The sequence below is a fragment of the Flavobacterium azooxidireducens genome, assembly GCF_023195775.1.
In the GTDB taxonomy this organism is placed as follows: domain Bacteria; phylum Bacteroidota; class Bacteroidia; order Flavobacteriales; family Flavobacteriaceae; genus Flavobacterium; species Flavobacterium azooxidireducens.
Window position 1 is genome coordinate 2,171,573 of record NZ_CP096205.1, and the last position, 13,655, is coordinate 2,185,227.

At 34.7% G+C, this 13,655-nt stretch carries 12 protein-coding genes and 1 tRNA gene; 9 read left to right on the top strand and 4 right to left on the bottom strand.

All coding sequences use genetic code 11. The features are described from left to right. Positions 1–8: 8 nt before the first annotated feature. The 8 genes from rsgA (at position 9) to queA (ending at position 8,769) form a co-directional block, all read left to right on the top strand. Positions 9–977 carry a ribosome small subunit-dependent GTPase A gene (rsgA, locus tag M0M57_RS09465; RefSeq protein WP_248432809.1) on the top strand — a complete coding sequence of 323 codons (969 nt, stop codon included), beginning with the start codon at positions 9–11 and terminating at the stop codon, positions 975–977. Between the two features lie 23 nt (positions 978–1,000). Beyond that, positions 1,001–1,453, top strand: a complete 453-nt coding sequence (dtd, locus tag M0M57_RS09470) for a D-aminoacyl-tRNA deacylase (protein WP_248432810.1) — start codon at positions 1,001–1,003, stop codon at positions 1,451–1,453. A 111-nt stretch (positions 1,454–1,564) separates the two neighbouring features. Next, the gene (locus M0M57_RS09475; RefSeq protein WP_248432811.1) at positions 1,565–3,463 is read left to right on the top strand and encodes a DUF3857 domain-containing protein; all 1,899 of its coding nucleotides are present in this window, start codon (positions 1,565–1,567) and stop codon (positions 3,461–3,463) included. 6 nt (positions 3,464–3,469) lie between these two features. Further along, on the top strand, positions 3,470–5,488 hold the full coding sequence (locus M0M57_RS09480; protein WP_248432812.1) for a DUF3857 domain-containing protein: 2,019 nt from the start codon (positions 3,470–3,472) through the stop codon (positions 5,486–5,488). 21 nt (positions 5,489–5,509) lie between these two features. Then, complete coding sequence (locus M0M57_RS09485) at positions 5,510–5,836, top strand: nucleotide pyrophosphohydrolase (protein WP_248432813.1); 327 nt, start codon at positions 5,510–5,512, stop codon at positions 5,834–5,836. 51 nt (positions 5,837–5,887) lie between these two features. Then, complete coding sequence (locus M0M57_RS09490; protein WP_248432814.1) at positions 5,888–6,214, top strand: DMT family transporter; 327 nt, start codon at positions 5,888–5,890, stop codon at positions 6,212–6,214. Continuing rightward, positions 6,214–7,542, top strand: a complete 1,329-nt coding sequence (gene aroA / locus M0M57_RS09495) for a 3-phosphoshikimate 1-carboxyvinyltransferase (protein ID WP_248432815.1) — start codon at positions 6,214–6,216, stop codon at positions 7,540–7,542. Before M0M57_RS09490 ends, aroA begins: the two co-directional genes overlap by 1 nt. Positions 7,543–7,719: 177 nt before the next feature. Beyond that, on the top strand, positions 7,720–8,769 hold the full coding sequence (gene queA, locus M0M57_RS09500) for a tRNA preQ1(34) S-adenosylmethionine ribosyltransferase-isomerase QueA (RefSeq protein WP_248432816.1): 1,050 nt from the start codon (positions 7,720–7,722) through the stop codon (positions 8,767–8,769). A 257-nt stretch (positions 8,770–9,026) separates the two neighbouring features. Here the strand turns inward: queA and M0M57_RS09505 are convergent, their stop codons facing one another. Continuing rightward, on the bottom strand, positions 9,027–9,614 hold the full coding sequence (locus M0M57_RS09505; RefSeq protein ID WP_248432817.1) for an LURP-one-related/scramblase family protein: 588 nt from the start codon (positions 9,612–9,614) through the stop codon (positions 9,027–9,029). A 439-nt stretch (positions 9,615–10,053) separates the two neighbouring features. On the opposite strand from M0M57_RS09505, the gene M0M57_RS09510 reads away from it, so the two are divergent. Beyond that, complete coding sequence (locus tag M0M57_RS09510) at positions 10,054–11,094, top strand: IS110 family RNA-guided transposase (protein ID WP_248432818.1); 1,041 nt, start codon at positions 10,054–10,056, stop codon at positions 11,092–11,094. Between the two features lie 151 nt (positions 11,095–11,245). On the opposite strand, the gene M0M57_RS09515 is transcribed toward M0M57_RS09510, so the two are convergent. The 3 genes from M0M57_RS09515 to M0M57_RS09525 form a co-directional block, all read right to left on the bottom strand. After that, positions 11,246–11,320, bottom strand: a tRNA-Val gene (locus M0M57_RS09515). Between the two features lie 69 nt (positions 11,321–11,389). Further along, positions 11,390–12,610, bottom strand: coding sequence for a bifunctional folylpolyglutamate synthase/dihydrofolate synthase (locus M0M57_RS09520; protein ID WP_248432819.1), 1,221 nt, complete (start codon positions 12,608–12,610; stop codon positions 11,390–11,392). Positions 12,611–12,668: 58 nt separating this feature from the next. Then, positions 12,669–13,505 carry an energy transducer TonB gene (locus tag M0M57_RS09525; RefSeq protein WP_248432820.1) on the bottom strand — a complete coding sequence of 279 codons (837 nt, stop codon included), beginning with the start codon at positions 13,503–13,505 and terminating at the stop codon, positions 12,669–12,671. Positions 13,506–13,655 lie beyond the last annotated feature (150 nt).

Here is a 13,655-nt window from a genome sequence, read left to right on the forward strand (position 1 = left end):
TTTGTGGCATGACAGGAATCGTTTATAAATCTACCGGAAGTTGGTACACCGTTAAAGCCGAAGACAATCAATTTTATGATTGTAGGATTAAAGGGAAATTCCGCATGAAAGGAATCAAAAGTACCAACCCAATTGCGGTGGGCGATGTGGTTGATTTTGAAATTGATGAAACTTCTGATGCGATTACAGGAAGCATTCATAACATTCACGATAGAAAGAATTATATTGTTCGAAAATCGGTTAATCTATCGAAACAAACGCACATCATTGCATCCAATATTGATATTGTTTTTTTGTTGGTTACTATCAATAATCCAATAACAACAACAAGTTTTATTGATCGTTTTTTGGTAACTGCTGAAGCCTATCACATCAAAGCCGTATTGATTTTTAATAAAGTGGATACGTATGATGACGCAACTTTAGACGAACAATTATTCTTGCAATACACCTACAATCAGATTGGCTATGAATGCCTTCGTGTTTCTGCCACAGCAAAAAAAGGGTTAGACGAATTGAAACAAATGATGGAAGGAAAAGTGTGTATGTTTTCAGGTCATTCCGGTGTTGGAAAATCTACATTGGTGAATGCTTTGGAACCTAATTTGAATTTAAAAACCAAACAAATTTCCGATATTCATCAACAAGGACAACATACGACTACTTTTGCAGAAATGTTTGATTTATCATTCAATTCTAAAATAATTGATACACCCGGTATTCGTGGATTTGGGATTGTGGATATGGAAAAGTCAGAAATCAAAGGTTATTTTCCCGAGTTTTTTGAGTTGGAAGACCAATGCAAATTCAACAATTGTTTGCACAAAGACGAACCCAATTGTGCGATTAAAAATGCATTAGAAGAAGATAAAATAGCTTGGTCTCGCTACAAAAGTTACCTTCAAATTTTAGAAGGCGATGAAGAACAATACCGAAATGATATTTATGCTGATGGAAGAAATCAGGATTTAGATTAACCAATTACCCATTACCATAAAAAATGAAAGCCGTTATCCAAAGAGTTTCACAATCCTCAGTAACCATCGAAGGAGAAATTGTAGCTTCCATTCAAAAAGGTTTGTTAGTCTTAGTAGGAATTGAAGAGTCAGATAGCAAAGAAGATATAGAATGGCTTTCTACAAAAATTGTAAATCTTCGCATTTTTGGTGATCAAAATGATGTCATGAATTTATCGGTTAAAGATATTGATGGCGAAATGATTATCGTGAGTCAATTTACACTTCATGCATCAACAAAAAAGGGCAATCGTCCGTCCTACATTAAAGCGGCAAAACCTGAAATTGCAATTCCGATTTATGAGAAATTCATCCAACAAATAGAGAAAGAGTTAGAAAAGAAAGTACAAACCGGTCAGTTCGGTGCCGATATGAAAGTGACACTTTTAAATGACGGTCCGGTAACAATATTAATTGATACAAAAAATAAAGAATAATCTTTGTTTTCTACTTCTTTTATCCTATTTTTGATGAATAGAGTTTCCAAAAACTACACCAAATTAATTACTACTCTCCGAATACTTTCGTTCGGAATTTTATGAATTTTTATGAAAAAAATAAGTTGGACTCTATTTCTTTATCTAGCTTTTTTAACATCTGTTAAAGCTCAAATTTTATCTGATTTTTTAATCCCAAAAGAGTTAAAAGAAAATGCAAATGCTTGTATTCGTTTACAGGAAAGAGAGATTAGTATAAAATCCAGAAGATCAATGACCATTAAATCCAAGCGGATTGTTACAGTATTTAACGAATATGGTTTACGCCACATGGATGCTTATCAAAATTATGATAAGACTTTACATATAGTTTCCATTGAGGCCAAAATATTAAATTCACTTGGTTCGGAAATTAAAAAAATTAAAAAGAAAGATTTCAGAGATCAAAGTGTGGCAGATGGATTTTCAGTATATACTGATAGTCGTGTTTTATATCTCGATTATACACCAATATCCTATCCTTTTACTATAGTTTTTGAATGTGAAGTAGAAACGTCAAATACAGCTTTTATACCAAGTTGGACACCTTTAGAAAATTATTTTTTAAGCACGGAAAATAGCAAAATAACAATTTCCTATCCTCAGGATTTAGGATTTAAATACAAAGAAGAAAATTTTGAAGATTTTTCAATCCAAAAAACAGAAGTATCAGGAAAATTATCTTTTGAAGCTACAAATATTCAAGCTTTTAAACAAGAAGAATATGCTCCAAGTTTGCGAAAATTCACCCCAATTGTACTTTTTGGATTGAATAAATTTCATTTAGAAGGAGTTGATGGTGAGGCAGAAACTTGGAGCGGTTTTGGTTCTTGGGTATATGCTAATTTGTTAAACGGAACTGATGAACTATCTGAAGAAACAAAGTCTAAAATCAAAACATACGTTGGCGATGAAACCGATAAATTAAAGATTACACAAAAGGTTTTTGAGTACGTTCAAAATAAAACCAGATATGTTAGTATTCAAATGGGTATCGGTGGATGGAAACCCATGTTAGCAAAAGATGTTGATAAATTAGGGTATGGAGATTGTAAGGCACTTTCAAACTATACAAGAGCACTGCTAAGTGTAGTTGGGGTAGAGTCATATTATACGATTATTTATGGTGACAAGTATCAAAGAGATATTAATCCCGATTTTGTTTCAATGCAAGGAAATCATGCAATATTATGTATTCCTTACCAAAACGAATTAAAATGGATGGAATGTACGGATCAAATTGTTCCATTTGATTTCCAAGCCAATTTTACAGATGATAGAAAAGCTTTAATAATAAAATCCGATGGAGGTAAAATAACAGACACAAAAGCTTATTCAGAAAAAAATAATAGTCAAATCACTTCAGCAAATTATTCTTTACACAATAATGGTTCAATATTAGGAAAGGTTACAATTAAGTCGTTAGGAACCCAATACGATCGAAAATATCTATTGGAAAGAAAATCAAAAGACGATTTAGACAAACATTATAAAAATTATTTCAGTACGATAAATAATTTGCAATGGAAAAACCCTGTTTTTAAAAATGACAAAAGTGCAATAGAATTTACAGAAAATATAGATTTAGAAGCAGAAAATTATGCGTCGAAAAGCGGTCAGCGGTTGATGTTTGCTTTAAATGCATTCAATCAATATTCATCTGTTCCCAAAAGATACAGAACTAGAAATTCACCTTTTGAAATTTCGAGAGGTTTTTATGATTATGACGACATAAATATTAATTTACCAGATAATTTTTCAGTAGAATCTATTCCAGAATCAGTAGAATTTAATGAAAAATTCGGACATTATAAAGCCGAAATTCAGTTGAATGATAATAAAGTGGTTTATAAGCGTTCATTGACTATAAACAAAGGATTTTATTCAAAAACTGAATACGAAGAATATAGAAAATTTATAGAAAAAATTGCAAAAAACGATAACGCAAAATTAGTATTAATTCAAAATTAAAAACTCATGAAAATCATTCAAAAAATCAGTGCAGTTTGTTTTTTCATTATCTTCTCATTGTCATGTTTTAGTCAATCGTATGAATTGGGTAAAGTTACTGTGACCGAGTTAGAAGAAAAAGAACATCCAACAGAGAAAGATGCCGAGGCTGCCGTTTTATTTGATGTAGGAAGAACTTACTTTAGTTACGACATGAATAATGGATTTCAAATGATTACTGAGGTAACCTCGAAAGTTAAAATTTATAAGAAAGAAGGTTATTCTTTTGGCGATGTTGAAATTCCAATTTATATTGGTGGAACTGAGAGAGAAAGTGTAGTTTTTTCGAAAGCATATACATATAATTTAGAAAAAGGAAAAATAGAAAAAACTAAATTAAAAAGTGATGGCGAGTTTTTAGAAAAAACGAATAAGTATTGGAGTAAAGTAAAAATTTCTATGCCAAACGTAAGAGAGGGGTCTATTATTGAATATAAATATGTGTTAACATCTCCTTTTTTTTCAAATTTACCAGAGTGGTATTTTCAAAAAAGCATACCGGTAAAATATTCAAAATTTGAAACTGTAATTCCTGAATATTATTATTACACCCCAAGAACTAAAGGGTACATTTTGCCTAAAGTGACCAGTTCTGCTAAAAGTACAACTTTTCATTATACAGATAAAGAAAAAGTAGGGAACTCACATTTTCAAAAAACAAGTTATTCAAACGAACAGTTTTCTTACAAGGAAACAATAACAACATATGTTAGTGAAAATGTGCCACTATTAAAAAAAGAAGATTATGTTGGTAACGTTAAAAATTATACTGCAAGTGTTAATCATGAATTAACATCAACTAATTTTCCGAACAATCCCATAAAAAGTTATTCAACATCATGGGAAGATGTATGTAAGACTATTTACGATAGCGAAAATTTTGGAGCAGAAGTGAAAAAAACAGGTTATTTTGAAAAAGAATTGGATTTTGTTTTACAAGGAAAAAACACAAGAGACGAAAAAATTATTGCGGTGTTAGATTTTGTAAAAAAACAAGTGAAATGGAATGATTTTAACGGAATCTATTGTGACGATGGAGTTCGTTCAGCTTATAAGAATAAAACAGGAAATGTAGCCGAAATAAATTTAATGCTTGTGTCGATGTTGCGTTATGCAGGATTAGAAGCAAACCCAATACTTGTTAGTACGTTGGCAAATGGAATTCCTTTATATCCATCAAGAACTTCATTTAACTATGTTGTTGCCGCAGTAGAAATTCCTGACAATCTCATTTTGCTGGATGCAACAGATAAAAACAGTTACTTAAACGTTTTGCCATCAAGAGTATTAAACTGGAATGGACGATTGATTAGAAAAGACGGCTCTTCTACATTTGTTAATCTTTTACCTAAATTAATTTCCAAAGAAAACACTATAGGTTTGTTATCAATTGAAGCAGACGGAAGCGTTAAAGGAAAGATAAGAATGCAACATTATGACTATAATGCCTTCCGGTTTAGAAGTCGCTTTTTAAACCTAACAAAAGAAACGTATCTAGAAGCATTAGAAAAAAAATTATCAAGTATAGAAATTGAAGAGCATATTGCATCAAATGAATCCGATTTAAGCAAACCAATCAATGAAGAATTTCAGTTTTCTCACAATGGTTTAACAGAAATAATAGGTGACAAAATTTATTTTACACCTTTACTTTTTTATGCAATGAGTGAAAACCCTTTCAAGGCAGATACAAGAGAATATCCAATAGATTTTACATTTCCTCACGAAGATAAATATACATTAACATATAGCATTCCGGAAGGTTATGTGGTAGAGTATTTGCCTAAATCGCTGGTGCTTTCAACGGGTGATAATTTATTAAATTACAAGTTTAATGCCCAAGCTGTTGGAAATAAAGTGCAGTTAAGTGTCTCTTTCAGTATCAACGAATCGATAATTATGCCCGATAAATATCTCGATTTAAAAGACTTTTTCAAGAGAGTTGTAGAAAACCAAACAGAGAAAATAATACTTAAAAAAGTCTAAAAATAGTATAAAAAATCAGCCATGAACCTCAAAAATTCCCAACTCGAAGTAGATAACTGGATCAAAAACCACGGCGTTCGTTATTTCAACGAACTAACCAATATGGCTCAACTAACCGAAGAAGTAGGTGAGGTAGCCAGAATAATTGCTCGTCGCTACGGCGAACAATCCGAAAAAGAAAGTGATAAAAACAAAGACCTTGGCGAAGAATTAGCCGATGTGGTTTTTGTAGTTTTGTGTCTCGCCAATCAAACCGGAATCGATTTACAAGCCGCTTTTGATAAAAAATTAGATATAAAAACCAATCGCGACCACGATCGTCATCAGAATAACGAAAAACTAAAATAGAATCAAGATTTTAGTATTAAGTAGTAAGACCTTATAAACTGGAATTAAATTATGAATTGGATTCTCCTCATTATAGCCGGCCTATTCGAAGTCGCTTTTGCAGCTTGTCTTGGCAAAGCCAAGGAAACCTCAGGAACAACGATGTGGCTTTGGTATGGCGGATTTTTAATTTGCCTCACCATCAGTATGTTACTTTTGATAAAAGTAACTAAAGAATTACCTATCGGCACCGCTTATGCAATCTGGACAGGAATCGGAGCCGTCGGCAGTGTGCTCGTCGGAATCTTAGTATTCAAAGAACCCGCCACTTTCTGGAGAGTATTTTTCATTAGTACTCTCATCATCTCAATCATTGGACTAAAAGTTGTCACTAAATAATGGATTTAAAATTAACCTATAACCCTCAACCCGCAACCCGCAACCTTCAACTAAAAATCACCGGTTCTAAATCAGAGACCAACCGATTATTGTTGTTACAAGCATTATATCCCACAATCAAATTAGAAAACACCTCCAATTCCGATGATAGTGAAGTAATGCTAAAAGCAATCCAAAAACAGGTAACAGACAACGAACAACCGACAACGGACAACCGACAACCGACAACCGACAACGGACAACGGACAACCGACAACGGACAACAGACAACCGCAATAGACATCCACCACGCCGGCACAGCCATGCGTTTTCTCACTGCATATTTCTCCATTCAAGACGGGAAAGAAGTTGTTTTAACCGGTTCATCTCGAATGAAAGAACGCCCAATTAAAATTCTTGTCGAAGCATTAAATCAGTTAGGAGCCGAAATCACCTACGAAGAAAACGAAGGCTTTCCGCCCATCAGAATCAAAGGAAAAAAGTTAAACCAAAACAAAGTTTCCCTTCCGGCAAACGTCAGCAGTCAATACATATCAGCCCTATTACTAATCGCTCCAAAACTCGAAAACGGATTAGAACTCACCCTCGAAGGCGAAATAACTTCTATCCCATACATCAATATGACATTGGCATTACTCAACGAAATTGGCGTTGAAACATCCTTCGAAAATAATAGTATAAAAGTTAATTCACTCCAAACTCCAAACTCCAAACTCCTTACTATTGAGTCAGATTGGAGTTCAGCATCCTACTGGTATTCCATAATCGCCCTATCCGAAATCGGCACACAAATCACCCTTTCAAGCTACAAAAAAAACAGCCTACAAGGTGATGTCGCCCTTGTCGAAATCTATAAAAATTTCGGAGTAGAAACCGATTTTCAAAATAACACAATCCTTTTACGCAAAACAGATAACCCGCAACCCGCAACTTTCAACTCGCAACTAAATAATTCCCCCGACATCGCCCAAACCATCGCCGTAACCTGTTTCGGACTCGGCATCGGCTGTCACTTAACCGGATTGCACACTCTGAAAATAAAAGAAACAGATCGATTAGAAGCCTTAAAAGCAGAACTCTCTAAATTCGGAGCAAACATATCAGTTACAAACGATTCACTAACACTCGACGCTCACTCCCCTCTCCTTTGGAGAGGGGTTGGGGGTGAGGTTTCTGTTTCCACATACCAAGACCACCGTATGGCTATGGCTTTCGCACCATTAGCTCTAAAAGTTCCCATCACCATCCAAAATGCCGAAGTCGTCTCAAAATCATACCCCACTTTTTGGCAAGATTTAAAAAACTTCGGATTTCAAATTGCGGAATAGTGCAATATTTATATGCCAAAGCACTCAGAACCTTAGTGCCTTAGCACCTTAGCAACTTTCCACAAAAAATAAACCTCAAAACACTTGACAACGCCTATCTCACAATCGTATATTTGCAATCTGAAAATTAGAAGTAGTGAAAACTATTCACTAATTACTAATAACTAATTACTTTATATGAAATTATCTCATTTTCAATTCAATCTTCCAACAGAATTATTGGCTGAATACCCTGCAGAAAACCGTGACGAATCGCGTCTAATGGTGATCGACAGAGCAAAAAAAACAATCGAACATAAAACGTTCAAAGACATCATCAACTATTTTGACGATGGCGATGTAATGATTATGAACAACACCAAAGTGTTCCCAGCCCGTCTTTACGGAAATAAAGAAAAAACTGGTGCAAGAATCGAAGTGTTTTTATTGCGTGAACTTAATGCAGAACAACGTCTTTGGGATGTATTAGTTGATCCAGCCAGAAAAATCCGTATCGGAAACAAATTGTACTTCGGAGATGATGATTCATTAGTAGCAGAAGTAATCGACAACACCACCTCTCGTGGAAGAACATTACGTTTTTTATACGACGGTTCGTATGACGAATTCAGAAATAAATTAACCGAATTGGGCGAAACTCCAATCCCAAAATACATCACCAGAGAAGTAACTCCCGAAGACGAAGAGCGTTACCAAACCATCTACGCCAAAGTAGAAGGAGCCGTAGCCGCACCAACTGCCGGATTGCATTTCTCCAGACATTTAATGAAACGCCTTGAAATTAAGGGAGTTGACTTTGCCGAAGTAACCCTACACGTAGGTCTCGGAACATTCAATCCGGTTGAGGTAGAAGATCTGTCTAAACACAAAATGGACTCCGAAGAGTTAATCATCAAACAAGAAGCGTGCGATATCGTGAACAACGCCATCACACAAAAAAAACGTATTTGTTGCGTCGGAACAACCTCGATGCGTGCCATCGAATCATCAGTTTCCTCAGCAAGAACAATGAATCCGTTCGAAGGTTGGACCAATAAATTCATCTATCCACCTTACGATTTCAGTATCGCCAATTGTATGATAACCAACTTCCACACACCAAAATCAACGTTATTAATGATGATTTCGGCTTTCTGCGGACACGATTTAATGAAAAAAGCATACGAAGAAGCAATCAAAGAAAAATACAAATTCTACTCCTACGGTGATGCAATGCTAATCATCTAAAAATACAGAATCCCAATCTTTTCAGGTTGGGATTTTTTTTGGGGCGTGTACGGGCTTTCCGCTACAAGTCCTCGCACAAAACGCCATTTTCTAAGGGCCCAAAAGAGCTTCCTTTGGTCGCTTTTTGAGCCCAAGAAAATTGGCGTTTTGTGCTGTGGGCTTTTCGCTTCAATCCCTCACGCGGGTTTTGTGCTGTTAAGAAAAAACCGTCTCAAAATTGCTTTCAAGACGGCTCAAGGTTATTTTATTTAATGAAATTATTCTTTAAAAACCATATCAATACACATAACGGAAGCCACAATTAAAGGTCTTAAGTTATCATCTTGTGGCACGTGATTATAAATTTCTAATACATAATTATCAGCACTTGTAAAAAATTCTTTTCCTATTCCAGACCATTTTTTTGATACGTGGGCCAATTCTCTGTTGTCTTTAATGAATTTAAAATCCCAGCCGGTCCATTTTCCTTGAAGCGTGCATAAATGTTTGTCATTTGCATCGTGAATTTCAAATTTGCCCCCAAAAGAGAAAAACTTTTGTTTAAAAACGCCAATTAATTTATCAGACTCATCGAAAATTTCAACATCTGAACGAAGTATAGTCGTGCCCCTTTTTACAGATATTATTTTTTTTCCTTGCGTATCAGAAATCACTACGTTAAATGGTGTCATTCTTTTATAATCTGTAAAACGAAACAATTTGGTAAAAAAACCTAAATTAGGTTCTCTGCAAGTCATAATTAATGAACCATTGTCAGGATTAAACACATCAAAGTTGTTTGATGCTTTGAACATTCCGATATGTTCTTTAATTAAGTATATATTTCTATTTAAAATGGAATTCATATCTATTTATATTTTGGTTTATTAGTAATTTGTCATTCACTTATCAAAAGTGATAGGTAACCATCAAATCTAGATGACATTTCAGGAATTTTGTGCCTTTTTTCTTTGTGGTAAGTTAAAAAAAAGTGGGTCATATTGTATTCTAACCAATGACTTCCACGTTGTCGACGTGACACTCTGAACCTCCCGATAGCTCCTATGTTTGCAAAATAAAGTTGATATTATAAATTTGAAGAAATAAAGTGAAAAGAAAGAGAGTATACCGATGGCTAAATAACTCTTGAAGTATATTGTTCGATAGATATTACCTCTTTCTTTTTTATCTTTTAGAGTTTGAACAGAATGTAAAGAATTGAGTATTGCTTAATATCTTGAATATCCAACTAGGAGAAAAGACGAAGGAAGATACATCACTTTATCAATTACTAATATTAAAAAAATGATTAAAAAATTATTAAAACAAGTCGCAGGAATTGATGTTGCTCAAAAGGAATTAGTCATTACTTTAGGCCGTATATATGAAGATTTCAACATTGAGTTATTTAGTTACAAAGTTTTTAAAAACAGTGATTCTGGAATTAAATCATTGGTTGAATGGGTAAATAAGCAAATAGATAAAGAGCTTCCCATACGTTACGTTATGGAAGCAACCGGAGTTTATCATCAAAAGTTTGCATATCATTTAGTCGATAACGGTTGTGAGGTAAGTATTGTATTACCCAATAAGATTAGTAATTACATACGAACCTTAGAACAAAAAACAGTAACCGATAAGAGTTGTTCGCAAGCAATTGCACAATTTGGATTAGAGCGAAAATTAGATCGATGGACAAAGCCTAAAAGCATTTACAGGGAGCTACAACAGCTTACCCGTGAAAGAGAGCAAATTGTTCAAGAGAGGAGTAATATTAAAAACCAAATACATGCTGAAAGTGTAGAAGCTATGCCAAATGAACGAAGTCTTGATAGGATGAAAAAGAGAATAGTATTATTGAATTTACAAGAAAAAGAAATAAAAAAAGAAATCAACGAAATTACAAAAGCTGATCTTCAAGTGTCCAATATCATCAAAAGAGTTACATCAATACCTGGTGTTGGTGAATTAACCGCAGTGACAGTTTTAGCGGAAACAAACGGTTTTGAATTAATAAGAAACAAATCTCAGCTAACTAGTTATGCAGGACTGGATGTAAAAGAAAAGCAATCAGGAACCTCAGTAAAGGGGAAGCCAAGAATATCCAAGAAAGGAAATAGGTTTTTAAGAAAATCATTGCATTTACCAGCATTAAGTGCTGTAAAATGGGATGAAAATTTTAAAAGTGTTTACGCAAGATTAGTGTCTAAACACGGTATTAAAATGAAAGCTTTGGTAGCAGTTCAAAGAAAGTTACTCGAACTAATCTATATTTTATTCAAAAATGAAACAGTTTACGATAAAGAATATATAACAAAAAATAGCGTGCAAACACAAATGGTTTAAACACGCTATAGAGACTAGTTCAGAGACTGTCTTGAAAAACAAAACTAATAAAAATTTAGATTTTATTTTGGAAATCAACACAGAATCTATCGGGAGAGGTAATGACCCTTTAAAACTAAAAAAACTCCCTAATTTCTTAAGGAGTTTTTCGTGGGCGATGAGGGGTTCGAACCCCCGACCCCCTCGGTGTAAACGAGGTGCTCTGAACCAGCTGAGCTAATCGCCCGATTAGTGCTTGATTGCGAGTGCAAATATAACACAGTTTTTGGTATCTGCAAATAAAAAATGAAAAAAATTATAAAATTTCTGCCACAACAAATGTGCTTCCGCCTACGTAAATCAAGTCGTTTGCACCTGCTGTTTCTTTAGCTTCCTGATAAGCTTCTGAAACAGAATTATATACTTTTCCGTTAAGTCCAAACTCAATTGCTTTTTCCTTTAGAATTTCAGGATGTAAACCGCGTAAATTTTTTGGGCTACAGAAGTAATATTTTGCTTTTTTTGGAAATAATGGTAGAATCTCTCCCAAATCTTTATCATTTACAACGCCTAAAACAATATGAAGCTGATCGAATTCTTGGTTTTCTATTTGTTTTAGCACAATCGAAAGGCCGTGTTTGTTATGAGCTGTATCACAAATTATTTTTGGACTATCTCCCAATTGTTGCCATCTTCCCAATAATCCGGTATTTTGAATGACGTTTAAAAAGCCATTTTTTATAGTTTCTTCTGAAAAAGTAAATTCATTTTGTTGCTGCAAAATCCGAAGAGTATGTTGAACTGTTTTTCTGTTTTGAATTTGATAATCACCTAATAAAGCAGTGGGATAAACTTCTTCAATTAAATCAGACGCAAAATAGATTTCTGAATTGGTTTCTGATGCTTTCTTTATAAAAACGGGTTTTGTTTCATTTGTATATTCTCCAATTACAATATGAATGTTTGGTTTGATAATTCCGGCTTTTTCAAAAGCAATAGATTCCAATGTATTTCCTAGAAATTGTGTGTGATCTAATCCGATATTTGTAATTACGGAAATAAGTGGTGTGATGATGTTGGTGGAATCCAAACGGCCGCCCATACCAACTTCAATTATAGCGATGTCAACATTTTCTTTTACAAAATAATCGAAAGCTAAACCGACCGTCATTTCGAAGAAACTTAATTGCTGATTTTCAAAAAAGGTTTTGTGTTGCGAAACAAAGTCGATGACAAATTCTTCCGTGATTTCTTCTCCATTAATTTTTATGCGTTCGCGGTAATCCTTTAAATGAGGTGAAGTATATAAACCTACTTTGTAACCTGCTTCCTGTAAAACCGATGCCAATAGGGAAGAAGTAGAGCCTTTTCCGTTAGTTCCCGCAACGTGAATTGTTTTGAGTTTTTTTTCCGGATTGTTGAGGTAATTTGCCAACAAAATAGTATTGTCAAGGTTCGGTTTATATGCCGATGCTCCTTGTGTTTGATACATTGGAAGCTGATTAAACAGCCAGTTTACAGTTTCTTGATAATTCATTGTTTTAAAAAAATAAACCCCACAAAAGTGAGGTTTAAATATAAATAAATTTTATTTTTTATTCTCCGTTTCTAAAGTTAAATACAATAAACCCAATTTGTCCATCCGGTGCATTTGCATCGTCGTTCCATCTATATTTATAAGCCGATTTGATTGCAGCTTCCTGTAAGCATTTACTGGTTGTATTTGAACCACTCGGACTAAATTTTGCGTTAGTAACGCCTCCGTTTTTATTTACTTTTACTTCAACAACCACAGTTCCTTCGTCATTACATTCTGCTTTTACAGCTCCCGGACTGGAAAGTCGTCTACCGTTTAATCCCCAAGCTCCCGTTCCGGTTCCTGTTCCTTTTCCGCTACCGTAGTAACTATTGGAATAGATGCTTCCGTCTAATTTTCCTTGGTTTCCGGCAGTTGTTGAAGTTCCGTCGCCACCGGTGGTTTTTCCGTCAGAGGATTTTACACCACCAATTAAAGCATCTAATTTTGCTTTTTTATCGGCTTCTTCTTGTTTCTTTTTCTGTTCGGCCACTTTGGCGGCTGCTTCTGCACTTGCTTTGGCTTTGGCTTCTTCTTTTTGTCTTTTTATTGCAATGGCCGCTTCGTTATCGGCTGTGATTACATTTTCGGAGACTTTACTTGGTGAAGTTGGTTCAGATGTTGCTTCTTCCACAGGTTGTTCAGGTACTTCTCTTGGTTCTGTTTTAACCGGTTCGGTTGTGTTGGTGTTTCCTGAGCCGGCATCGGTGTTTCCAAAGTTAATGGCGATTCCGTTTTCGGGTGGTGGATCCATATAGGATAATCCGAGAAAAATAACTAATAAAAGCAACACTGTCATTATCGCTGTGGAAATGGCAAATGATTTTTTTTCGTGTTCGGTTTCTAAATATTTCATCGTTTCTCGTTTTAGCCCTGATTGTAGCGGAAAGCCTTTGGTGATGAAAACCTATTTTTTCTTGGTTTGGCAGAGCGACCAAAGGAAGCTCCTGACAGACCGTAGAAAAAAAGGTTTTTGAGCCAAAGCTTGCAGCGAAAAGCAGGATTA

What these genes read in the sequence shown, in the direction of transcription:
- M0M57_RS09475 (WP_248432811.1), top strand. Translation starts at nt 1,565, where the DNA reads ATGAAAAAAATAAGTTGGACTCTATTTCTTTATCTAGCTTTTTTAACA.
- M0M57_RS09490 (WP_248432814.1), top strand. Translation starts at nt 5,888, where the DNA reads ATGAATTGGATTCTCCTCATTATAGCCGGCCTATTCGAAGTCGCTTTT.
- M0M57_RS09520 (WP_248432819.1), bottom strand. Translation starts at nt 12,610, where the DNA reads ATGAATTATCAAGAAACTGTAAACTGGCTGTTTAATCAGCTTCCAATG.
- M0M57_RS09525 (WP_248432820.1), bottom strand. Translation starts at nt 13,505, where the DNA reads ATGAAATATTTAGAAACCGAACACGAAAAAAAATCATTTGCCATTTCC.
- aroA (WP_248432815.1), top strand. Translation starts at nt 6,214, where the DNA reads ATGGATTTAAAATTAACCTATAACCCTCAACCCGCAACCCGCAACCTT.
- rsgA (WP_248432809.1), top strand. Translation starts at nt 9, where the DNA reads ATGACAGGAATCGTTTATAAATCTACCGGAAGTTGGTACACCGTTAAA.
- dtd (WP_248432810.1), top strand. Translation starts at nt 1,001, where the DNA reads ATGAAAGCCGTTATCCAAAGAGTTTCACAATCCTCAGTAACCATCGAA.
- M0M57_RS09480 (WP_248432812.1), top strand. Translation starts at nt 3,470, where the DNA reads ATGAAAATCATTCAAAAAATCAGTGCAGTTTGTTTTTTCATTATCTTC.
- M0M57_RS09485 (WP_248432813.1), top strand. Translation starts at nt 5,510, where the DNA reads ATGAACCTCAAAAATTCCCAACTCGAAGTAGATAACTGGATCAAAAAC.
- M0M57_RS09505 (WP_248432817.1), bottom strand. Translation starts at nt 9,614, where the DNA reads ATGAATTCCATTTTAAATAGAAATATATACTTAATTAAAGAACATATC.
- M0M57_RS09510 (WP_248432818.1), top strand. Translation starts at nt 10,054, where the DNA reads ATGATTAAAAAATTATTAAAACAAGTCGCAGGAATTGATGTTGCTCAA.
- queA (WP_248432816.1), top strand. Translation starts at nt 7,720, where the DNA reads ATGAAATTATCTCATTTTCAATTCAATCTTCCAACAGAATTATTGGCT.